Source organism: Pseudomonas sp. B26(2017), from assembly GCF_002113045.1.
Lineage (GTDB): Bacteria > Pseudomonadota > Gammaproteobacteria > Pseudomonadales > Pseudomonadaceae > Aquipseudomonas.
This window is the reverse complement of record NZ_NEJJ01000009.1, coordinates 33,865-55,091: the sequence shown is the minus strand read 5'-3', so window position 1 is coordinate 55,091 and position 21,227 is coordinate 33,865. Positions and strand designations below refer to the sequence as shown.

Here is a 21,227-nt window from a genome sequence, read left to right as displayed (position 1 = left end):
TTCTTATTCGGCTGATTCCACGGCCGCGAGCATTCGCACCACGTCCACCGTTTCCGCCACATCATGGACGCGCAATATACGCGCACCTTTCACTGATGCCAGTGCGGCCAAAGCCAGACCACCGTAAAGACGCTCACCCACAGGGCGATTCAATGCATGACCGATCATGCTTTTGCGTGAAACACCCACCAACAGAGGCCGCCTCAGCGCATGCAGGGCCTCCATATGCCTGAACAAGCTTAGATTGTGCTGCAGGGTTTTGGCGAAGCCGAAGCCCGGATCGAGAATGATCCGCTCGGCGGGAATTCCTGCCCTCTCACACTGAACCATGCGCTCAGCAAGAAACTCACCTACCTCACGGGTGACATCCTGATAACGCGGATCGTCCTGCATATCACCAGGCTCGCCGAGCATATGCATCAGGCACACGGGCAATCCCGTGGCGGCCGCCGCATCAAGTGCGCCATCGCGCCGTAGCGAACGAACGTCGTTGATCAAGCCGGCACCCAAGCGAGCCGTTTCGCGCATGACCGCCGGGGTAGATGTATCGACGGATATGACCACATCCAGTTCGCGATTGATCAGCTCGACAACGGGAGCGACACGCTCCAGCTCCTCCAAGGGAGAAACCGCCCGCGCGCCTGGCCGGGTCGACTCGCCGCCCACATCGATCAGCGTCGCACCCGCCGCAACCATGGCTTCGGCATGACGCAAGGCCGCGTCGAGCTGGCTGTATCGGCCACCGTCGGAAAAGGAATCGGGAGTGACATTGAGAATGCCCATGACATGAGTCCGGGCCAAATCAAGAACCCGATTGCCGCAAGGCAACCGGGTCAGGGACTGTACAGAAGTCATTTCAAACCTTAAACGTCGGCAGCAGGACCGCCAATCGGTGTTTCCGGACGTTCACCCTGAATGACAGGAGGCGTGCCAGTACCGGTGCCGCCCGACCAGTCGCGAGGCTCGCGAGGTGTACGTCCGGCCATGATGTCGTCGATCTGTTCGGCATCGATCGTTTCGTACTTCATCAGGGCATCCGCCATGGCATCGAGCTTGTCGCGGTTGTCCGTGAGAATTTGCTTGGCCGTGCCGTAGCACTGGTCGATGATGCTGCGCACTTCGGAGTCGATCAGCTTGGCTGTCTCACCGGAGAAGCTGGCATTCTGACCGCCACCACCGCGACCGAGGAATACTTCACCCTCTTCTTCGGCATACATCAACGGACCGAGCTTTTCCGACAGCCCCCATTTGGTCACCATGTTCCGCGCAATCTGACTCGCGCGCATGATGTCGTTGGAAGCACCCGTGGTCACACCATCGAAGCCCAAAGTCATTTCTTCGGCAATTCGGCCGCCGTACAACGAGCAGATCTGACTGATCAGCGCACGCTTGGACAGGCTGTAACGATCTTCTTCCGGCAGGAACATGGTCACACCCAGCGCACGACCGCGCGGGATGATCGATACCTTGTAGACCGGATCATGCTCGGGCACGACACGACCAACAATGGCATGGCCTGCCTCGTGATAAGCAGTGTTCTGCTTTTCCTTCTCGGACATGACCATGGATTTGCGCTCGGCGCCCATCATGATTTTGTCTTTGGCCAGTTCGAACTCTTTCATCTCGACGATGCGCTTGCCGGCACGAGCAGCAAACAGCGAAGCCTCGTTGACCAGATTCGCCAGATCGGCACCGGAGAAGCCCGGAGTACCACGCGCAATAACGGCCGGAGCGACATCGTCACCCATTGGCACTTTACGCATGTGAACCTTGAGGATCTGCTCACGACCACGTATGTCCGGCAGACCGACCACAACTTGACGGTCGAAACGACCAGGACGCAGCAATGCAGGGTCGAGCACGTCAGGACGGTTGGTCGCAGCGATGACGATAATGCCGTCATTCATTTCGAAGCCATCCATCTCCACCAGCAACTGGTTGAGAGTCTGCTCGCGCTCATCGTGACCGCCGCCCATGCCGGCGCCACGATGGCGACCAACGGCGTCGATCTCGTCGATGAAGATAATGCACGGAGCGTGTTTCTTGGCCTGTTCGAACATGTCACGAACACGGCTGGCACCAACACCGACGAACATTTCGACGAAGTCGGAACCGGAAATGGTAAAGAACGGCACTTTGGCTTCGCCGGCAATCGCCTTGGCCAGCAAGGTTTTACCGGTACCCGGAGGACCGACCATCAGCACGCCACGAGGAATGCGGCCGCCCAGGCGCTGGAACTTGCCCGGATCACGAAGAAATTCAACCAGCTCACCAACTTCTTCCTTCGCTTCGTCGCAACCGGCAACGTCAGCAAGAGTGGTTTTCACCTGATCTTCGGACAGTAGACGCGCCTTGCTCTTGCCAAAGCTCATCGGCCCGCCCTTGCCGCCCGCACCACCCTGCATCTGGCGCATGAAGAACATGAACACCGCGATGATCACCAGGATCGGGAAGCTGGCTACCAGGAGTTGGGTCCAGATACTTTGCTGCTCAGGCTGCTTGCCTTCGACCACAACGTGGTTGTCGACGAGATCGCCGATCAGGCCATTGTCCTGGATTGCCGGACGAATGGTCTTGAAGCTATCGCCATCGTTGCGTTTGCCGGTAATCACGTAGCCGTCGACGGCCACGCGCTCGACCTTGCCATCCTTGACCTGCTGGATGAAGTCGGAATAGTTGAGGGTCTGCGGCTCGTTAGGGCTGGAGAAGTTGTTCATCACCGTCACCAGGACAGCCGCGATGATCAACCACAGGATCAGATTCTTTGCCATATCGTTCAATTAACTACCCTCTGAAGCAAGCTCCGCTACTGGCGCGCGCTTCGCATGATATTCACCGGCCTAACTTACTACATTACCTACAGCTCTGGCAGGCGCCGTCTGTAACCCTTTGTGAAACACTTTCTACACAATATTCGCTTATGCACGCGGGGCGAAATACGAAAAACCTATCACCCCGGCAAAAAACCTCGTTTTACTCACTGTGACCGCGATAGCCCCAAGCCAGCATATATTGCTCGCGGGAACTGTCGCGGGAAGAGTCCGGTTTAATCATCTGGACCTTGTCGAATTTCCGACGAGCGTCCTTCAGATAAGTATCGAACCCTTCGCCCTGAAAAATCTTGATCAGGAAATTACCGCCCGGCTTGAGAATCCGCTCCGCCAGGTCAAGCGCCAGTTCGCAAAGAAACATGGCTTTCGGCATATCTACGGCGGGCGTACCACTCATATTGGGGGCCATATCGGAAATCACAAGGTCCACCTGTGAATTACCCACCGCCTCAAGGATTTGAGCAAGGACTTCATCCTGAGTGAAATCCCCCTGAATGAAGGTCACATCCGGAATGCTGTCCATTTCCAGGATATCCGAAGCGATCAGACGCCCCTGACCACCGATCAACCGACTGGTGACCTGCGACCAGCCGCCGGGCGCGGCGCCCAGGTCGACAACGCTCATGCCGGGCCGGATCAGTTTGTATTTTTCCTGGACCTCCAGAAGCTTGTAACTCGCACGCGAACGGTAACCGTCCTTCTGCGCCTGCTTCACATAGGGGTCATTGACATGTCTTTTCAGCCAACCAAGGCTTGTCTTGGAACGCGCCATTGGGCACCTCGTTGATTAGGGTCGTGATTAATTGGGCGGATCCACGAGCCCTCGGGTAAAATGGCCGCCATTTTACAGAATCCAGACGAAAGGGTCAGATTATGCCGCTCACTCCCGAGCAGAAGAAACAGTACAAATCCATTGGCCACCACCTGAAACCAGTTCTGACTGTGGCTGACAACGGTTTGACTGAGGGTGTTTTAGCCGAACTCGAACGCGCATTGGCGGATCACGAGCTGATCAAGATCAAGCTCAACATCCTCGATCGCGAGGCGCGCCTGGCGTCCATTGCAGAGCTGTGCAAGGTCGGCAAGGCCGATCTGGTTCAAGTCATCGGCAAAATGGCACTGATTTACCGCAAGAACTTCAGCGTCAACAAGCAGCTGTCGAACGTCCATCGCTTCAAGTGATGACCAGGGTCAAGGGTGTGCTTCGCGCACCCTGCCACTCCATCCCGGCACCGGCTGCAAAACCAGCACCAACCCGGAGAAACCCAGTACAAGAAAGCTGAACACCTGCCAGCGCTGCGCATCCGGCCAGCCGACACGCACTGCGACAAACATCGCACACGCATACAACGCCATCAGCAACACCTGTCCGCGAAAATCCCGCCATAGACTGGCAAGGCCTTCGGCCTGTACCAGCACCAAAGCCTGAAATATCAAGCACGCAACGGCGAAACCCACCACCGCCACTTCAAACGTACTTGCAACTTCATCGATCAACAGCGGTGCCAGGCCGATTTGACCCAGCACCGGTCGCAGACCGAGATGAACCAGCCACAAGCCACCAACCCACAACATCTGGGCCAGTTGCCAGAGCATCGCGCCCGCATGCAGCGGGCGCCCACTCTCAGATGTGACGGACTTCGACAATCTCGTACTCGATATCGCCGCCCGGCGTTTTCACGACGACCGTGTCGCCCTCTTCCTTGGCAATCAAGGCGCGAGCGATCGGAGAGCCGACGGAAATCTTGCCGAGTTTGATGTCCGCTTCATCCTCACCCACGATCTGGTAAGTGACGCTTTCATCAGTTTCGACGTTGGCGATTTCGACGGTGGTGCCGAAAATCACTTTGCCGGTGTGCGGAATGGTCGTCACGTCGATGATCACCGCGTTCTGCAGGCGACCTTCGATGTCACGGATCCGCGCCTCGACCATGCCTTGCTGTTCGCGCGCGGCATGGTATTCAGCGTTTTCTTTCAAGTCACCCAACTCGCGGGCCGTACCGATGTCCTGGCTGAGCTTCGGACGAACGACCTTGGTCAGGTGAGCATGCTCTTCTTCCAGGGCTTTGGAGCCCTGGACGGTCATTGGGTATTTATTCATGCCTTCAATCCTGCGTGTAGATCCTGCAAGCGGCGTACGGTCTTCTCAGGACCGAACTTCAGCGCTTCACAGATAGCTTCGCCAGCAGCAATGGTGGTGGTGCAGTAGATTTTGTGCTGCAAGGCGTTACGACGAATGGAATAGGAATCGGCGATCGACTGACGCCCTTCGGTGGTGTTGATGATCAGGGTGACTTCGTCATTCTTGATCATGTCGACCACGTGTGGACGACCCTCGGTCACCTTGTTCACGCGACGCACTTTCAGACCTGCGGCTTCGATCAGCTTGGCAGTGCCGGCAGTGGCTACGACTTCGAAGCCCAAGTTGATCAGATCACGGGCCACGCCTGCAACCAGTGGCTTGTCATCGTCGCGCACGCTGATGAATGCGGTACCGCCGGTCGGCAGCACTTCGCTGGCACCCATCTGGGCTTTGGCAAAGGCTTCGCCGAAGGTGTCACCGACACCCATCACTTCACCGGTGGATTTCATCTCAGGGCCGAGGATCGGGTCAACGCCAGGGAACTTGGCGAACGGGAACACCGCCTCTTTCACACTGTAGAAGTTCGGAATGATTTCCTTGGTGAAACCGATTTCCTTCAGGGTTTTACCAGCCATCACGCGAGCCGCGATCATCGCCAGGGAAACACCGATGCACTTCGAAACGAACGGTACGGTACGGGAAGCCCGCGGGTTGACTTCGATGACGTAAATATCTTCGCCCTGCAGCGCCAACTGAACGTTCATCAGGCCGACCACGCCCAGTTCCAGGGCCATTTTCTTGACCTGTTCGCGCATCTCGTCCTGGATGTGCGCCGGCAGCGAGTACGGCGGCAGCGAGCACGCCGAGTCACCGGAGTGAACGCCGGCCTGTTCGATGTGCTGCATGATCGCGCCGATCACTACGTCCTTGCCGTCGCAGACCGCATCCACGTCCATCTCGATGGCGCAGTTGAGGAAGTGGTCGAGCAGCACCGGGCTGTCGTTCGACACTTGCACCGCGTCACGCAGGTAACGCTTGAGCTCTTCTTCCTTGTAGACGATTTCCATCGCCCGGCCGCCCAGCACATAGGACGGACGCACCACCAGCGGGTAACCGATTTTCGCAGCAGCACGAACAGCTTCGTCTTCGCTGCGCACGGTGGCGTTTGGCGGCTGACGCAGGTTCAGACGCTCGACCATTTGCTGGAAGCGCTCACGGTCTTCGGCACGGTCGATGGCGTCAGGGCTGGTGCCGATGATCGGCACGCCGGCCGCTTCCAGGGCGCGAGCCAGTTTCAGAGGCGTCTGGCCGCCGTACTGGACGATCACGCCTTTCGGCTTCTCGACGCGGCAGATTTCCAGCACGTCTTCCAGAGTGACCGGTTCGAAGTACAGACGATCGGAAGTGTCGTAGTCAGTGGAAACGGTTTCCGGGTTGCAGTTGACCATGATGGTCTCGTAACCGTCATCGCGCAGCGCCAGTGCCGCGTGTACGCAGCAGTAGTCGAACTCGATGCCCTGACCGATACGGTTCGGGCCACCGCCAAGGATGATGATCTTGTCGCGACCGGACGGCGCGGCTTCGCACTCTTCCTCGTAAGTCGAGTACAGGTAGGCGGTGTCGGTGGCGAACTCGGCCGCGCAGGTGTCGACGCGCTTGTAGACCGGGAACACTTCCAGCTTGTGGCGGTGAGTACGCAGGTTCTTCTCGGTGACGCCCAACAGCTTGGCCAGACGCTGGTCGGAGAAACCTTTGCGCTTGAGCTTGAACATCAGGTCGCGGTCGATAGCGGACAGACCAAGGGTCTTGACCTTCTCTTCGTCCTTGATCAGATCTTCGATCTGTACCAGGAACCACGGATCGATCATGTTCATGCCGAAGATTTCTTCGACGGTCATGCCGGCGCGGAAGGCGTCCGCCACGTACCAGATACGCTCGGCGCCAGGCACGGTCAGTTCGCGCTTGAGCACGCTCATGCTTTCCGGGTTGCTCAGGTCGACTTTCTCGTCCAGACCGCAAACACCCACTTCCAGACCGCGCAGGGCTTTCTGCAGGGATTCCTGGAAGGTACGGCCGATGGCCATGACTTCGCCTACGGACTTCATTTGAGTGGTCAGACGCGCGTCAGCGTTGGAGAACTTCTCGAAAGCGAAGCGCGGCATCTTGGTGACGACGTAGTCGATGGACGGTTCGAACGACGCCGGGGTCTTGCCGCCGGTGATGTCGTTCGACAGCTCGTCGAGGGTGTAGCCGACTGCCAGTTTGGCCGCAACCTTGGCGATCGGGAAACCGGTGGCTTTCGAAGCCAGGGCCGAAGAGCGCGATACACGCGGGTTCATTTCGATCACGACCATGCGGCCGGTGTCCGGGCAGATACCGAACTGAACGTTGGAACCGCCGGTCTCGACGCCGATCTCGCGCAGTACCGCCAGCGAGGCGTTACGCAGGATCTGATATTCCTTGTCGGTCAGGGTCTGGGCCGGGGCAACAGTGATCGAGTCACCAGTGTGCACGCCCATCGGGTCGAAGTTTTCGATCGAGCAGACGATGATGCAGTTGTCCTTCTTGTCGCGGACAACTTCCATTTCATACTCTTTCCAGCCGATCAGCGATTCGTCGATCAGCAGCTCCTTGGTCGGCGACAGGTCCAGACCGCGGGCGCAGATTTCTTCGAACTCTTCACGGTTGTAAGCGATACCGCCACCGGTGCCGCCCATGGTGAAGGACGGACGGATGATGCACGGGAAGCCCAGGCGCTCAAGCACTGCGTTGGCTTCTTCCATGCTGTGGGCGATACCGGAACGCGGGCATTCCAGGCCGATGGCTTTCATCGCCTTATCGAAACGCGAACGGTCTTCAGCCTTGTCGATGGTGTCGGCGTTGGCCCCGATCATCTCTACGCCGAACTTCTCCAGAACGCCTTCGCGCTCCAGATCCAGGGCGCAGTTCAGAGCAGTCTGGCCGCCCATGGTTGGCAACACGGCATCCGGACGCTCTTTTTCGATGATCTTGGCAACGGTCTGCCATTTGATCGGCTCGATGTAGGTGGCGTCGGCCATGTCCGGATCGGTCATGATGGTGGCCGGGTTGGAGTTCACCAGGATGACGCGGTAACCCTCTTCGCGCAGGGCTTTGCAAGCCTGGGCGCCGGAGTAGTCGAATTCGCAAGCCTGGCCGATAACGATCGGGCCAGCGCCGAGAATCAGGATGCTTTTAATGTCTGTACGTTTTGGCATGGGTTTGTCACTCAAATCCGCAGGTCAGTCGGCAAGCCGTCTTGATCGATTTCTGAAGTCCCGAGGGGGCCGCCGGTTCCGGGGCCGCCCTCAAGAGGCTTCTCGCTACAGTCTCAAGGCGAGCGCTTAGCGTCGCTTGGCCATCTCGTTGATGAAGCGGTCAAACAGAGGGGCCACATCGTTCGGGCCCGGGCTCGCCTCAGGGTGACCCTGGAAGCTGAACGCGCTCTTGTCGGTGCGCTCGATACCTTGCAAGGTGCCGTCGAACAGCGATTTGTGGATCGCGCGGACGTTGGCTGGCAGGGTTTCTTCGTCAACCGCGAAACCGTGGTTCTGGCTGGTGATCATCACGACGCCCGTGTCCAGATCCTGAACCGGGTGGTTGGCACCGTGGTGGCCGTGACCCATTTTCAGGGTCTTGGCGCCAGAGGCCAGGGCCAGGAGTTGGTGACCGAGGCAGATGCCGAAGACCGGAATTTCGGTTTCCAGCACTTCCTTGATTGCCTTGATCGCGTAGTCGCAAGGCTCCGGATCGCCAGGGCCGTTGGACAGGAACACGCCGTCCGGTTTCAGGGCGAGTACGTCGGCAGCCGGGGTTTGCGCCGGCACAACGGTCACGCGGCAGCCGCGCTCGACCAGCATGCGCAGGATGTTGACCTTGACGCCGTAGTCGTAGGCAACCACGTGATAAGGGAGTTCGGAGGCTTCGATGGTCGCGTGGCTGTCGGTTTTCAGATCCCAGACAGTGGAGCGCCATTCGTATTGGGTCTTGGTGCTGACGACTTTCGCCAGGTCCATGCCCTTCAGGCCCGGGAAGCCTTGCGCCGCGGCGATGGCCGCTTCTTCGGAAATGTTGTCGCCGGCCATGATGCAGCCGTTCTGTGCGCCTTTTTCACGCAGAATGCGGGTCAGGCGGCGGGTGTCGATACCAGCGATTGCCACAACATTGTTGGCTTTCAGGTAATCGGACAGGGACATCGTGTTACGCCAGTTGCTCGCTACCAGAGGCAGGTCACGGATGACCAGGCCAGCGGACCAGACGCGGTCGGACTCGGCGTCTTCCGGCGTGGTACCGGTGTTGCCGATGTGCGGGTAAGTCAGGGTAACGATCTGTTGGGCGTAGGAAGGATCGGTAAGGATTTCCTGATAGCCGGTCATTGCGGTGTTGAACACCACCTCACCAACGGTCTGACCGTCGGCTCCAATGGCTTCGCCGCGAAAAATGCTGCCATCAGCAAGGGCGAGTATGGCTGGCTTAGTCAAGAAGACCTCCCGTAAATAACGCATGAAAGGGCAATCGCAGGTTGTAAAAAAGCGGAGTGACGTATGGACACGTCACCCCGCTTCTTCACTGAATTATTCTGCGCGCTTTTAGTGGACACACTAAAGCTGTAGCTTACAGAAAAAGGGATTTTTGGTCTACCGCCAATGAGCCCGAAAGGCCGGAGAATGCGACAGGGCGTCGCCGGGTGGAGCAAAACCGGCACAAACAGGGCGTTTGCGCCGGCTTCAGAACATCTCAATGCAGGTCAAGCACGTCCTGCATGTCGTACAAACCAGGCTCGCGAGCATCCAGCCACAACGCTGCACGCACCGCGCCTTTGGCGAAGGTCATGCGACTCGAAGCCTTGTGCGTGATTTCCAGGCGCTCGCCCTCACAGGCAAACAGCACCGTGTGATCACCCACCACATCACCACCTCGAACAGTGGCGAAACCGATGGTTTCACGCGCACGGGCACCGGTGTGACCTTCACGACCATAGACCGCGACCTTCTGCAGATCACGGTCCAGCGCATTGGCAATCACCTCACCCATGCGCAGGGCCGTACCCGACGGCGCATCGATCTTGTGGCGGTGATGGGCTTCGATGATTTCGATGTCCGCATCTTCCGCCAATACCCGCGCTGCCATGTCGAGCAGCTTCAACGACAGGTTGACGCCAACACTGAAATTGGCAGCGAAGACAATCGGAATATCCTTGCCCGCCTCGGCCAGCAACTGCTTCTGCGCAGCGTCCAGCCCGGTCGTGCCGATCACCATCGCCTTGCCGGCCTTGCGGCAGAAGGCCAGGTTTTTCAGCATGACTTCCGGCAGGGTGAAGTCGATCAACACATCGAACTCTTCCGCCACCGACTCCAGATTCCCGGACAGCGGCACGCCGATTCGACCGAGCGAAGCCAGCTCACCGGCATCCACACCGATCAGCGTACTGCCAGGGCGGACAATCGCAGCCGTCAGACCGGTCAGCGGCGCGCGCTGCTGCACCGCCTCGACCAGAATCTTGCCCATGCGCCCGGCAGCGCCCATCACAGCTATACGTCGCATGCCGACTCCTTACAGATCGCCGAAGAAGCGCTTCACACCGTCGAACCAACCAGTGGTTTTCGGGGAGTGGCTGTTGTCGTCCGCCAGGGAACTGCGGAACTCTTCCAGCAGTTCACGCTGACGACGATTCAGATTGACCGGCGTTTCGACTGCCACACGGCACATCAGATCGCCCGCACCACCGCCACGTACCGGCGCAACACCCTTGCCGCGTACACGGAACTGCTTGCCGGTCTGAGTCCCTTCCGGAATCTTCAGTTTGACGCGACCGTCGAGGGTCGGAATTTCCAGCTCGCCGCCCAGGGCTGCATCGACGAAGCTGATCGGCACTTCGCAGAACAGGTGCTTGCCGTCACGCTGGAAGATGTCGTGTTCGCGGACGTTGATCACAACGTACAGGTCGCCGGTCGGACCACCCTGAGTACCCGCCTCGCCTTCGCCGGACAGACGGATGCGGTCACCCGTGTCGACACCGGCCGGCACTTTGACGGAGAGGGTTTTGTATTCTTCGACGCGACCGTCGCCGTGGCAGGAATCGCACGGGTCGGAAATGATCTTGCCCTGGCCATGGCAGCGCGGGCAGGTCTGCTGCACCGAGAAGAAGCCTTGCTGCATGCGCACCTGGCCGATGCCGCCGCAAGTCGGACAAGTCGACGGCGACGAGCCTTTCTTGGCGCCCGAACCATCGCATGGCTTGCAGTTGACCAATGTCGGAACGCGGATATTCACGGTCGTGCCGCGCACCGCTTCTTCCAGGTTCAGCTCCAGGGTGTAGCGCAAATCGCTGCCACGCTGTGCGCCACCGCGGGAACCGCCGCGACCGCCACCGAAGAAATCACTGAAGACATCACCGAAGATGTCGGAGAAGTTCTGACCGCCGAAGCCTGCACCACCGCCGCCCATGCTTGAGTCGACGCCGGCATGACCGTACTGGTCGTACGCTGCACGCTTGCTTGAATCGGAGAGCACTTCGTAGGCTTCGTTGGCCTCTTTGAACAGATCTTCCGACGCTTTGTCACCGGGATTACGGTCCGGGTGGTGCTTCATTGCCAAACGGCGATAGGCCTTTTTCAGGTCTGCTTCGCTTGAGCTGCGCTCAACACCCAACACTTCGTAATAGTCACGCTTTGCCATAAGTTCTTCATACTCTTGAGGACGTTCGGCAAACCCCTCCTGAGCTTCGCCAAACTCGTTGAGCCCCAATACAGGCCCGGACCCAACTCACGTCAATTCAACGATCCTGGTCTTTGGTTCATGCGGTATTTGCAGCGCGAAAAGCAGGAGCATTCCCGGCCATACCGCCAACACACGAAGCTTGTCGCATGCTGTAAAAATTCGCGTATTCCAGATACGCCAACGCGGGAGCAAGCTCCCGCGCGGCGACATCCTACCAGTCACCGCCGCAAGGCAGTCAACCGGGCGACCAACAACTTACTTGTGGTCTTTTACTTCTTCGAACTCGGCATCGACGACATCGTCAGCCTTTTCAGCTTTCTCGTCGTGCTGCGCCGCGCCTTCGGCAGGCTGAGCCTGTTCGGCGTACATCTTCTGGGCAACCGGTGCGGAGACTTTCGACAGCTCTTCAACCTTGGCGTCGATGGCAGCCTTGTCGTCGCCTTTTACGGCAGCTTCCAGGGCAACCACGGCTGCTTCGATTGCAGTCTTCTCTTCTGCAGTCACTTTGTCGCCAGCATCAGCGATCATCTTGCGAGTCGAGTGAACCAGTGCATCACCCTGGTTGCGGGCAGCGGCCAGCTCTTCGAACTTGCGGTCTTCCTCGGCGTTGGCCTCGGCATCACGCACCATGCGCTCGATTTCTTCGTCGGACAGACCGGAGTTGGCCTTGATCACGATCGACTGGGTCTTGCCGGTAGCCTTGTCCTTCGCACCTACGTGCAGGATGCCGTTGGCGTCAATGTCGAAGGTCACTTCGATCTGCGGCACGCCACGTGGAGCTGGTGGAATGTCGGCCAGGTCGAACTTGCCCAGAGACTTGTTCTGTGCGGCTTGCTTGCGCTCGCCCTGCAGGACGTGAATGGTCACAGCGCCCTGGTTGTCGTCGGCAGTCGAGAACACTTGCGATTTCTTGGTAGGAATCGTGGTGTTTTTCTCGATCAGCGCGGTCATCACGCCACCCATGGTTTCGATACCCAGGGTCAGCGGGCTGACGTCGAGCAGCAGAACGTCTTTCACGTCACCGGCCAGAACGGCGCCCTGGATGGCTGCACCCATGGCAACGGCTTCGTCCGGGTTCACGTCTTTACGTGCTTCCTTACCGAAGAAATCGGTAACTGCCTTCTGCACCAGTGGCATACGAGTCTGACCACCGACCAGAATCACGTCGTCAATTTTGCTGGCGTCGATACCGGCATCCTTCAGAGCGATGCGGCATGGCTCGATGGTACGGTTCACCAGATCTTCGACCAGCGACTCGAGCTTGGCACGAGAGATCTTCACGTTCAGGTGCTTAGGACCAGTCGCATCTGCTGTGATGTACGGCAGGTTGACGTCGGTCGACTGAGAAGAAGACAGCTCGATCTTGGCTTTCTCAGCGGCTTCTTTCAGACGCTGCAGCGCCAGAGGATCGTTCTTCAGATCCATGCCGGACTCTTTCTTGAACTCGTCGACGAGGTAGTCGATCAGACGCATGTCGAAGTCTTCACCACCCAGGAAGGTATCACCGTTGGTGGCCAGTACTTCGAACTGGTGCTCGCCGTCAACTTCAGCGATTTCGATCACGGAAACGTCGAAGGTACCACCACCCAGGTCATAAACGATCACGGTGTGATCGCCCTTGGCCTTGTCCATGCCGTAAGCCAGAGCAGCTGCGGTTGGTTCGTTGATGATACGTTTTACGTCCAGACCGGCGATGCGACCAGCATCTTTGGTCGCCTGACGCTGGCTGTCGTTGAAGTAGGCCGGAACGGTAATCACCGCCTCGGTCACAGCTTCGCCGAGGTAGTCTTCGGCGGTCTTCTTCATCTTCTTCAGGACTTCGGCGCTGATTTGCGGCGGAGCCATCTGCTTGCCGGAGGCCTCAACCCAAGCGTCACCATTGTTGGCCTTGACGATCTTGTAAGGCACCAGCTTGATGTCTTTCTGCACGACTTCTTCGTCGAAGCGGCGGCCGATCAGGCGCTTCACCGCGAACAGTGTGTTGTGCGGGTTGGTCACAGCCTGACGCTTGGCGGACTGACCCACCAGGATTTCACCGTCGTTGGCGTAAGCGATGATCGACGGCGTGGTACGCGCGCCTTCGGCGTTTTCAATAACTTTGGCTACGCCGTTTTCCAGCACGGAGACGCAGGAGTTGGTAGTCCCCAGGTCGATACCGATAATTTTGCCCATGTTCACTCTCCCGAAACTTTGGATTTGGTTGCCGCAGCAGTGGTGGCTAACTGCGGTAATACTTAAACGCTTGACTTCTAAATGGGGGCCTTGCGGCTAATTTCAAGCCTTCTCGTCAATCGAAGGCGAAACTGGCGCCGGCGCCTTGCTGACCACAACCATCGCCGGACGCAGCAGGCGGCCATTGAGCTGGTAGCCCTTCTGGAACACTTTCAGAACGCTGTTCGGTTCCAGGTCAGCACTTTCCTGCATGGCCATTGCCTGATGTTCCACGGCGTTGAACGGCTCGCCTTCCTGCGGGCTGACGGCTACAAGCTGATAGCGCTTGAGGGTGTCCTGAAACATTTTCAGGGTCAGCTCGATGCCTTCGCGCATCGGACGGATGCTTTCGTCGTCCGGGCTCGACAGCTCGAGGCCGCGCTCCAGGCTGTCGACGATCGGCAGCAGGTCGCCGGCGAATTTTTCCAGCGCAAACTTGTGCGCCTTTTCTACATCCTGCTCGGCACGGCGGCGGACGTTCTGCAGATCGGCAGCTACGCGCAGCGATTGATCCTGCGCGGCGGCCAATTGCTCTTCGAGCACTTGTACACGGGTCGCCAGGTCATCACCCGAAGCCTCGGGCGCCTGATTGGCTTCTGGATTTTGCGTATCTACTGTCTGTTCGTCAGCCATAGAATTCTCCTTTCAATATCGTCCGCGAGTTCGATTCGCGCTTCTGCCCCGGTATATGGGGCCGCAAAATCAGGCTTCAAGGGCTGACAACGATTAACCCTACAAAAAAGTGCTGCATTGTCATTCCAGGGCGCGACAGGCATTTGATCGGATCATTCCCATCGAACCGAGTGAGGGCATTGTCAGCCCGAAACAAAACACTGTATAAATAACCAGACCTGAAGCCTGGGAGCGGCCTTTATGCTGGTGCACCTGTCCGTACACAACTACGCCATCGTTGAACATCTCGATCTCGAACTCGATCGCGGCATGAGCGTGATTACCGGGGAAACCGGCGCCGGCAAGTCGATCATGCTCGATGCCCTGGGCCTGACGCTCGGCGATCGCGCCGACAGCGGCGTGGTTCGACCGGGCGCCGACAAGGCCGATATTCTGGCGACCTTCGATCTGGCCGACATCCCCGAGGCCAGCGCCTGGCTGGCGGAGCGCGACCTGGAAATCGACGGCCCGTGCATCCTGCGCCGGGTCATCACCTGCGAAGGTCGCTCACGCGGCTATATAAATGGCACACCCTGCCCGCTCGGCGATCTCAAGGCGCTCGGCGAGTTGCTGATCGATATCCACAGCCAGCACGAACACCAATCCCTGCTCAAGACCGACACCCACCGACGCCTGCTCGACGAGTACGCCGGGGCCACCGATCTGGCGCGCCAGGTGCATCTGGCCGCCCAGCGCTGGCGCCAGACTCGCCAGGAGCTGGAACGACTTTCCAACTCCGGCGACGAACAGCGCGCACGCCATCAGTTGCTCAGCTACCAGCTCGAAGAACTGGAAAACCTCGGCCTCGGTGAAAATGAGCTGGAAGAACTGGAGCAGGAACACAAGAACCTGACCAACGCCGAAACCCTGCTCGGTATTTGCCGACAAGTGGTCGAGCAATGCAGTGAAAGCGATTCTGGCAATGTGCTGAATGCCCTGACGGCCAGTCTCAATCGCCTGTCGAGCGTGAACAACTCGGTCGGCGCACTGGGTGAGGCGAGCAGCCTGCTGACCAGTGCACAGATCCAGGTCGAAGAAGCCGTCGGCGAACTCAATCGCTTTCTCGACAATTTCGATGCCGATCCGGCGCGCCTGCAATATCTGGAAGAACGTCTGGATTCCATCTACACGCTGGCACGCAAACACCGCATACAGCCGACGGAAGTGGCGGAGATGCAGCAGAAGCTGCTCGATGAAATTGAAGCCCTGGACGCCAACGATGAATCCATCGAGCGCCTCTCCGAAGAACTCGCATCCTATGCCCGCCACTATCAGGAAAAGGCTCGGGAACTGAGCAAGCTGCGCCATCAGGCGGCCGGCAGCCTGGCCAGCGCTGTGGAGCAGGAGATTCAGCGCTTGGGCATGCCCGGAGGTCGCTTCACTATAGAGTTGCGCGCCAACAACAGCAGCGAACTGCAACCCAATGGTCTGGAGCAAGTCGAGCTGCTGGTCAGCGCCAACCCGGGCCAGCCTTTGAAGGCCCTGGCCAAAGTGGCGTCTGGCGGTGAGCTGTCACGGATCAGCCTGGCCATCCAGGTGATTACCGCCCAGACCTCTCGCGTACCGACGCTGGTGTTCGACGAAGTGGACGTGGGCATTGGCGGTCCGACGGCCGAAATCGTCGGCCAGTTGTTGCGCCGCCTCGGTGATCGCGGGCAGGTATTGACGGTCACGCACTTGCCGCAGGTCGCGGCTCAGGGGCATCAGCATTTGTTCGTCCACAAGGTGCGTGGTGAACAGGCCACTCACACGGCCGTTTCGAAGCTGAGCAAGAATGACCGTATAGAAGAAGTCGCGCGAATGCTTGGCGGCATCGATCTAACCAAAGAGTCCTTGGCGCACGCGAAAAAGATGGTCGTTACCGCAAAGGTTTAAGCACCACAGAAAGCACGAAGGCGACCCTCGGGTCGCCTTCGTTCGTTTCGCGAACATGAAATTCGCGCGACATGCTTACTTTTTCTTGCGTACGTACAGCACCAGGTTGTGATCCACCAGATCAAAACCATGCTCCTCGGCGATTGCCTTCTGAAGCTTCTCGATTTCCGGGCTGACGAATTCGACAACCTCGCCGGAGTCCACGTTGACCATATGGTCGTGGTGGCCACTGTCGGCCAATTCGAATACCGCGTGACCGCCGTCGAAGTTGTGACGGACCACGAGGCCAGCCGCTTCGAACTGGGTCAGTACACGGTAAACCGTGGCCAGACCGACGTCCTCGCCAGCTTCCATCAACGCCTTGTAGACGTCCTCGGCACTCATGTGACGCTGCTCGGTAGAGTCGAGCATTTGCAGGATCTTGACCCGTGGCAGGGTCACTTTGAGGCCGGCTTTGCGTAGTTCGCTATTTTCAACCATGGTCAGCTTTCTCGCGATGCTGCTTCGCAGCTTCTCTTAATGCGGGTATGATCGGCGTTTACGTTGTCCCAGCCAAGATAGTGGAAGTCGCCCACCGATGCAAAACACCAAGCTCTTGCTAACCAGTTTCACCTTTGTGGGACTGCTCGCACTCGCCGGTTGTTCATTCCCCGGGGTTTACAAAATCGACATCCAGCAGGGCAATGTCGTCACGCAGGACATGATAGACCAGTTACGCCCGGGAATGACCCGGCCGCAAGTACGGTTTATCATGGGCAACCCTCTGCTTGCCGACACGTTCCATGCCAATCGCTGGGATTATCTGTACAGCCTGCAACCGGGTGGCGGTGAACGCCAGCAGGAACGCGTGAGTGTCATTTTCGACTCGAATGACCGCCTTGCCGCCCTGTCCGGTGACTTCATGCCAGGCGTCAGCCGTGACGAAGCCATTCTCGGTAAGGACAGTGGAACCAGCGTGACCGCTCCTGCCGAGAACGTCGAGCAGCCAAAACCGGAAAAACCAGCCAAGCCAGGCTCCCTGCTGGATCAGATCCAGAAGGACGTCGATGGTGTGGAAACCGTTCCGGTTCCAACGCCAGAACCGCTGGATACCTCGCCGCAATAATTTGCGACGCAATAAAAAAACCCGGAAATTCCGGGTTTTTTTTATTGCCTGTCGCTTGGCCAGCCTACTGATTTCGCGCCTTGGCCTCGGCGGCTTTCGCGGCACGCAGACGGCGCACTTCTTTCGGATCAGCCAACAGCGGTCGATAGATCTCGATGCGATCGCCCTCCTGAACCTGTCGAGTATCCGGATCAGCGATCACTTTGCCGAAGATCCCCAAGGGGCAGCTCTGCAGATCCAGCTCCGGAAATTCAGCATCAATACCGGACGCCATCAGGGCCGCCCGCACCGTCGCACCTTCGACGACGCTGACCACCCGCAAAACCTGACGATCAACGGCGGCATACACCACTTCGATTTCGATCACCGGCTCAACCATGCATCCGCTTGGCGCGCTGGCAGAACGCATCCACCAATGTATTGGCCGCCTGATTGAACAACGGACCGAGCGTCGCCCGGACCAACGGGCCGGCATAGTCGAAAGAAAGATCCAGACTGATCTTGCAGGCCTTCTCGTTCAGCGCCTTGAACACCCAGACGCCATGCAGCTGATTGAACGGCCCCTCCTCCAGGTTCATCTCAATCGACTGTCCCGGCACCAGCGTATTGCGCGTCACGAAATGCTGACTGAGACCACCCTTGGCCACGCCGACACTGGCGCGCATATGCTCAGGCGAGCTTTCCAGAACCTCAGCAGACGAGCACCACGGTAAAAACTCGGGGTAACGCGCCACGTCATTGACCAGGTCGTAGAGAAATTGCGCCGGGTAAGGCAGCAGTGCCGATCGTTGAATATGTGTCGTCATGTAAGCGTCACTTCCAGAGCTGGGTGGCAAACACTACAAGAATGCCGATGGGCGCCACATAGCGCATCAAGAACAGAGACAGGGCGAACAGCACCGGGCTGCGAATCGACAACTCGTCACGCACCGCTTCACGCCCCATCACCCAACCGGCAAACAGCACGAAGCACAGCCCGCCGAGCGGCAACATGATCCGCGAGGTGAAGAAGTCGATCACCCCAAAGAAGTCCAGACCACCGGCCGCACCCCATTGGTAGAGATGGAACACCCCGCCATCGTTCACGAAAAATTTGGCTTCCTTCCAGATATTGAAGGAAAACACCGTACCCAGGCCGACGAACCAGCAAGTAAATGCCAACCAGAACGTCACCCAGGCACGACTGATTTTAGTCCGCTCGACCAGATAGGCGACCATCGGCTCAAGCAGGGAAATCGCCGAGCTCCAGGCCGCAATGGCCACCAGAACGAAGAACACCACGCCCATCAACTGGCCGAAAAGCACGTTACCGAAAGCAAATGGCAGGCTGACGAACATCAGCCCCGGGCCTTCGCTCGGGTTCAAACCACCGGCGAACACAATCGGAAACAAGGCCAGCCCGGCCACCAGCGAAACAAAAGTATCGAGCAGCGCCACACCCACGACCGTGCCGGACAGCGAGGCTTCCTTGGTCATGTAGGCGCCGTAGATCATGATCGAGCCCACGCCCACGCTCAGCGAGAAAAACGCGTGCCCCATGGCCGGCAGCAAGCCGTCGAGGACTTTCTCCGGATGGAAGTCGAACATGAAATGCACGCCCTCCATGAAATGCCCGGTGGTCATGCTGTAACCCAGCAGCACCAGCACCATCACGAACAGCAGCGGCATCATGATCCGCAGGCTGCGCTCAAGCCCTGCGACCACGCCCTTGGCGATGACCACGGCCGAAAGCAGCATGAAAGCCGTGTGCCAGAGAGTCAGGCGCCACGGATCGGCGATGACATTACCGAAGTACGCCCCGACTTGATCGGCCGTCGCGCCCTGAAAGTCGCCGCGTCCCATATCAATGATGTAATCCAGCGACCAGCCGCCGACCACACTGTAGAAAGACAGGATCAGCAACGCCGTGATCATCCCGGCGAATGCGCCCCACGACCATTTGCCCGAGTGACCGGCTTCCAGCGCCAGCGCCTTCAGGGCATTCGCCGGACTCTGCCGGGCACGTCGGCCGATCAGGGTCTCGGCGAGCATGACCGGGATGCCGATCAGCGCGATACACGCCAGAAACATCAGCACGAAGGCGCCGCCACCGTAGACCCCGACCATGTAGGGGAACTTCCAGATGCTGCCCAGTCCCACGGCCGAGCCGGTCGCGGCGAAAATGAAAACCCAGCGGCTAGCCCAACTGCCGTGGACAGAAACCTTGTCTGTCGACATCGTTTATCACGCCCAAGCGTTAGAAAAAGAGGCCGCATTGTCCGGGATTCACACAACCTGCTCAAGCACGCAGCATCACCGTAGCCGACAGCCGTTTATCTCCATATAATGCCGCCCCTATGGCTAAACAGAAGAAACACCCAACAGGGACCATCGCGCAAAACAAAAAGGCGCGACACGATTACTTCATCGAGCACAAGTTCGAGGCTGGTCTGGTCCTGGCCGGCTGGGAAGTAAAAAGTCTGCGGGCAAGCAAACTGCAACTGGTCGACAGTTACGTGTTGCTCAAGGATGGCGAAGCCTGGTTGCTCGGCAGCCACATCACGCCTCTGATGACCGCCAGCACCCACGTCATTGCCGACCCGGTGCGTACCCGCAAGTTGCTGCTCAACCGTCGTGAGCTGGACAAGCTCGCCGCCGCCGTGCAGCAGAAGGGTTACGCCTGCGTGTGCCTGTCCTGGTACTGGAGCAAGCACATGGTCAAGTGCGAGATCGCACTGGGCAAGGGCAAGAAGGAATACGACAAGCGTGATACCGAACGCGAACGCGATGCTGGTCGCGAGTTGCAGCGTGCGGTGCGCAACAAGGGCAAGGAAGACTGATTCCTCTGCCTGAATGACCGTTCCCGCGCCCGCCGCGGGAACGGTCATGCCTACATTCCCTTGCGTCGTTCGGCGCGAGCCATGCGCTGTACTTCCTGTCGCACCTCTTCCAGCACTTCCTGTACATAAAGAATGTGTCGGCTGGATACCTCACGCGCCTGTTCCGCGCGCCCCTCGATAATCGCCAGATACAATTCCCGATGCTGTGTGATCAGCATGTCGCGGGTTTCCGCACGCTGTTTGTACATGCCACCGATGTTGGTCACCACGTTGCGCTTGAGCAGGTCGAACAGCCCGCGAATGGTGTGCAGCAACACCGCGTTGTGACTGGCCTCGGCAATCGCAAGATGGAATTTCGCATCCGCCGCGCCCTCTTCCGCCCGGCTCACTTCGTCGTGCCGCGAATAGCAGTCCTGTAATTCTTCGAACGCAGTCGTCAACCGCTCACGATCCACATCCGTGGCGCGCAATGCCGCGTAATAGGCGCACGATGCCTCCAGCGTGTGGCGAAATTCCAGCAGATCGCGCTGCGCCTCGGGATTGCTTTCCAGCAATTGCAGCAGCGGATCGCTGAAGGTTGAACCGAGACTTTCCACGACATAGTTGCCGCCGCCCTGCTTGCTCACCAGCAAACCCTTGGCCGCCAGTTTCTGAATCGCCTCGCGCAACGAGGGCCGGGAAACGCCGAACTGTTCCGCCAAAGTCCGCTCGGCCGGCAGACGTTCGCCGGACTTCAGCGTGCCCTCGAGAATCATCCCTTCCAGTCGCTCGACAATGTCGTCAGACAAACGGCGCTGACGTATCTGATCAAACCCCATCACTCAACTCTCCACCATCCCGACCGCTCGCCGGGCTCTCTATTCTGGCCTATCGACGCTGCGCCGACACCTGCC

At 58.6% G+C, this 21,227-nt stretch carries 20 protein-coding genes; 4 read left to right on the top strand and 16 right to left on the bottom strand.

From position 1 onward, the window contains the following. Nucleotides 1–3: 3 nt before the first annotated feature. The 3 genes from folP to rlmE form a co-directional block, all read right to left on the bottom strand. Nucleotides 4–855, bottom strand: coding sequence for a dihydropteroate synthase (gene folP / locus CAF79_RS14855; RefSeq protein WP_085698390.1), 852 nt, complete (start codon nt 853–855; stop codon nt 4–6). An 8-nt stretch (nt 856–863) separates the two neighbouring features. Beyond that, nucleotides 864–2,771 (bottom strand): ATP-dependent zinc metalloprotease FtsH, encoded by a 1,908-nt coding sequence (ftsH, locus tag CAF79_RS14850; RefSeq protein WP_011332403.1) that lies wholly within the window; start codon nt 2,769–2,771, stop codon nt 864–866. A gap of 202 nt (nt 2,772–2,973) precedes the next feature. Continuing rightward, nucleotides 2,974–3,603 carry a 23S rRNA (uridine(2552)-2'-O)-methyltransferase RlmE gene (gene rlmE / locus CAF79_RS14845; RefSeq protein WP_085698389.1) on the bottom strand — a complete coding sequence of 210 codons (630 nt, stop codon included), beginning with the start codon at nt 3,601–3,603 and terminating at the stop codon, nt 2,974–2,976. A 101-nt stretch (nt 3,604–3,704) separates the two neighbouring features. Here rlmE and CAF79_RS14840 point away from each other — a divergent pair, with 101 nt between their 5' ends. Continuing rightward, nucleotides 3,705–4,013, top strand: a complete 309-nt coding sequence (locus CAF79_RS14840; protein WP_085698388.1) for a YhbY family RNA-binding protein — start codon at nt 3,705–3,707, stop codon at nt 4,011–4,013. A 9-nt stretch (nt 4,014–4,022) separates the two neighbouring features. On the opposite strand, the gene CAF79_RS14835 is transcribed toward CAF79_RS14840, so the two are convergent. The 8 genes from CAF79_RS14835 to grpE form a co-directional block, all read right to left on the bottom strand. Next, nucleotides 4,023–4,427, bottom strand: coding sequence for an MFS transporter (locus CAF79_RS14835; RefSeq protein ID WP_085698387.1), 405 nt, complete (start codon nt 4,425–4,427; stop codon nt 4,023–4,025). 28 nt (nt 4,428–4,455) lie between these two features. Then, nucleotides 4,456–4,932: a transcription elongation factor GreA gene (greA, locus tag CAF79_RS14830; protein WP_007953757.1), complete on the bottom strand. Its 477-nt coding sequence runs from the start codon at nt 4,930–4,932 to the stop codon at nt 4,456–4,458. Continuing rightward, entirely contained in the window at nt 4,929–8,150 is a 3,222-nt protein-coding gene (carB, locus tag CAF79_RS14825; RefSeq protein ID WP_085698386.1) for a carbamoyl-phosphate synthase large subunit, read from the bottom strand. Before carB ends, greA begins: the two co-directional genes overlap by 4 nt. Before the next feature lie 126 nt (nt 8,151–8,276). Beyond that, nucleotides 8,277–9,413 (bottom strand): glutamine-hydrolyzing carbamoyl-phosphate synthase small subunit, encoded by a 1,137-nt coding sequence (gene carA / locus CAF79_RS14820; RefSeq protein ID WP_007953761.1) that lies wholly within the window; start codon nt 9,411–9,413, stop codon nt 8,277–8,279. Nucleotides 9,414–9,669: 256 nt separating this feature from the next. Then, nucleotides 9,670–10,476 carry a 4-hydroxy-tetrahydrodipicolinate reductase gene (dapB, locus tag CAF79_RS14815; RefSeq protein WP_085698385.1) on the bottom strand — a complete coding sequence of 269 codons (807 nt, stop codon included), beginning with the start codon at nt 10,474–10,476 and terminating at the stop codon, nt 9,670–9,672. 9 nt (nt 10,477–10,485) lie between these two features. Beyond that, nucleotides 10,486–11,610 (bottom strand): molecular chaperone DnaJ, encoded by a 1,125-nt coding sequence (dnaJ, locus tag CAF79_RS14810; RefSeq protein WP_085698384.1) that lies wholly within the window; start codon nt 11,608–11,610, stop codon nt 10,486–10,488. 297 nt (nt 11,611–11,907) lie between these two features. After that, a complete protein-coding gene (dnaK, locus tag CAF79_RS14805) occupies nt 11,908–13,824 on the bottom strand; it encodes a molecular chaperone DnaK (RefSeq protein ID WP_085698383.1) in 1,917 nt (638 codons plus the stop codon). A gap of 102 nt (nt 13,825–13,926) precedes the next feature. Next, nucleotides 13,927–14,496: a nucleotide exchange factor GrpE gene (gene grpE, locus CAF79_RS14800; RefSeq protein WP_085685597.1), complete on the bottom strand. Its 570-nt coding sequence runs from the start codon at nt 14,494–14,496 to the stop codon at nt 13,927–13,929. A 240-nt stretch (nt 14,497–14,736) separates the two neighbouring features. Here grpE and recN point away from each other — a divergent pair, with 240 nt between their 5' ends. Then, on the top strand, nt 14,737–16,410 hold the full coding sequence (gene recN, locus CAF79_RS14795) for a DNA repair protein RecN (RefSeq protein WP_085698382.1): 1,674 nt from the start codon (nt 14,737–14,739) through the stop codon (nt 16,408–16,410). 75 nt (nt 16,411–16,485) lie between these two features. Here the strand turns inward: recN and fur are convergent, their stop codons facing one another. Further along, entirely contained in the window at nt 16,486–16,890 is a 405-nt protein-coding gene (fur, locus tag CAF79_RS14790; RefSeq protein ID WP_085685593.1) for a ferric iron uptake transcriptional regulator, read from the bottom strand. A gap of 97 nt (nt 16,891–16,987) precedes the next feature. Between fur and CAF79_RS14785 the strand changes: the two genes are divergently transcribed. Further along, nucleotides 16,988–17,515, top strand: a complete 528-nt coding sequence (locus CAF79_RS14785) for an outer membrane protein assembly factor BamE (protein ID WP_085685591.1) — start codon at nt 16,988–16,990, stop codon at nt 17,513–17,515. 64 nt (nt 17,516–17,579) lie between these two features. Here the strand turns inward: CAF79_RS14785 and CAF79_RS14780 are convergent, their stop codons facing one another. Genes CAF79_RS14780 through CAF79_RS14770 form a run of 3 tightly spaced genes read right to left on the bottom strand, consistent with a single transcriptional unit; the run spans nt 17,580 to nt 19,732 of the window. After that, nucleotides 17,580–17,894, bottom strand: coding sequence for an RnfH family protein (locus tag CAF79_RS14780; protein WP_085698381.1), 315 nt, complete (start codon nt 17,892–17,894; stop codon nt 17,580–17,582). Beyond that, on the bottom strand, nt 17,887–18,321 hold the full coding sequence (locus CAF79_RS14775; protein ID WP_085698380.1) for a type II toxin-antitoxin system RatA family toxin: 435 nt from the start codon (nt 18,319–18,321) through the stop codon (nt 17,887–17,889). The genes CAF79_RS14780 and CAF79_RS14775 overlap by 8 nt, the downstream gene beginning before the upstream one ends. Nucleotides 18,322–18,328: 7 nt before the next feature. Then, complete coding sequence (locus CAF79_RS14770) at nt 18,329–19,732, bottom strand: sodium-dependent transporter (protein WP_085698379.1); 1,404 nt, start codon at nt 19,730–19,732, stop codon at nt 18,329–18,331. 119 nt (nt 19,733–19,851) lie between these two features. Here CAF79_RS14770 and smpB point away from each other — a divergent pair, with 119 nt between their 5' ends. Next, complete coding sequence (gene smpB, locus CAF79_RS14765; protein WP_007953781.1) at nt 19,852–20,334, top strand: SsrA-binding protein SmpB; 483 nt, start codon at nt 19,852–19,854, stop codon at nt 20,332–20,334. A 50-nt stretch (nt 20,335–20,384) separates the two neighbouring features. Here smpB and CAF79_RS14760 read toward each other — a convergent pair whose 3' ends face one another. Beyond that, nucleotides 20,385–21,152: an FCD domain-containing protein gene (locus CAF79_RS14760; RefSeq protein ID WP_085698378.1), complete on the bottom strand. Its 768-nt coding sequence runs from the start codon at nt 21,150–21,152 to the stop codon at nt 20,385–20,387. Nucleotides 21,153–21,227 lie beyond the last annotated feature (75 nt).

Bases quoted from the DNA above. Each gene is read 5' to 3' on its own strand.
- folP (WP_085698390.1), bottom strand. From the start codon at position 855: ATGACTTCTGTACAGTCCCTGACCCGGTTGCCTTGCGGCAATCGGGTT.
- ftsH (WP_011332403.1), bottom strand. From the start codon at position 2,771: ATGGCAAAGAATCTGATCCTGTGGTTGATCATCGCGGCTGTCCTGGTG.
- rlmE (WP_085698389.1), bottom strand. From the start codon at position 3,603: ATGGCGCGTTCCAAGACAAGCCTTGGTTGGCTGAAAAGACATGTCAAT.
- CAF79_RS14840 (WP_085698388.1), top strand. From the start codon at position 3,705: ATGCCGCTCACTCCCGAGCAGAAGAAACAGTACAAATCCATTGGCCAC.
- CAF79_RS14835 (WP_085698387.1), bottom strand. From the start codon at position 4,427: ATGCTCTGGCAACTGGCCCAGATGTTGTGGGTTGGTGGCTTGTGGCTG.
- greA (WP_007953757.1), bottom strand. From the start codon at position 4,932: ATGAATAAATACCCAATGACCGTCCAGGGCTCCAAAGCCCTGGAAGAA.
- carB (WP_085698386.1), bottom strand. From the start codon at position 8,150: ATGCCAAAACGTACAGACATTAAAAGCATCCTGATTCTCGGCGCTGGC.
- dapB (WP_085698385.1), bottom strand. From the start codon at position 10,476: ATGCGACGTATAGCTGTGATGGGCGCTGCCGGGCGCATGGGCAAGATT.
- dnaJ (WP_085698384.1), bottom strand. From the start codon at position 11,610: ATGGCAAAGCGTGACTATTACGAAGTGTTGGGTGTTGAGCGCAGCTCA.
- dnaK (WP_085698383.1), bottom strand. From the start codon at position 13,824: ATGGGCAAAATTATCGGTATCGACCTGGGGACTACCAACTCCTGCGTC.
- grpE (WP_085685597.1), bottom strand. From the start codon at position 14,496: ATGGCTGACGAACAGACAGTAGATACGCAAAATCCAGAAGCCAATCAG.
- recN (WP_085698382.1), top strand. From the start codon at position 14,737: ATGCTGGTGCACCTGTCCGTACACAACTACGCCATCGTTGAACATCTC.
- fur (WP_085685593.1), bottom strand. From the start codon at position 16,890: ATGGTTGAAAATAGCGAACTACGCAAAGCCGGCCTCAAAGTGACCCTG.
- CAF79_RS14785 (WP_085685591.1), top strand. From the start codon at position 16,988: ATGCAAAACACCAAGCTCTTGCTAACCAGTTTCACCTTTGTGGGACTG.
- CAF79_RS14780 (WP_085698381.1), bottom strand. From the start codon at position 17,894: ATGGTTGAGCCGGTGATCGAAATCGAAGTGGTGTATGCCGCCGTTGAT.
- CAF79_RS14775 (WP_085698380.1), bottom strand. From the start codon at position 18,321: ATGACGACACATATTCAACGATCGGCACTGCTGCCTTACCCGGCGCAA.
- CAF79_RS14770 (WP_085698379.1), bottom strand. From the start codon at position 19,732: ATGTCGACAGACAAGGTTTCTGTCCACGGCAGTTGGGCTAGCCGCTGG.
- smpB (WP_007953781.1), top strand. From the start codon at position 19,852: ATGGCTAAACAGAAGAAACACCCAACAGGGACCATCGCGCAAAACAAA.
- CAF79_RS14760 (WP_085698378.1), bottom strand. From the start codon at position 21,152: ATGGGGTTTGATCAGATACGTCAGCGCCGTTTGTCTGACGACATTGTC.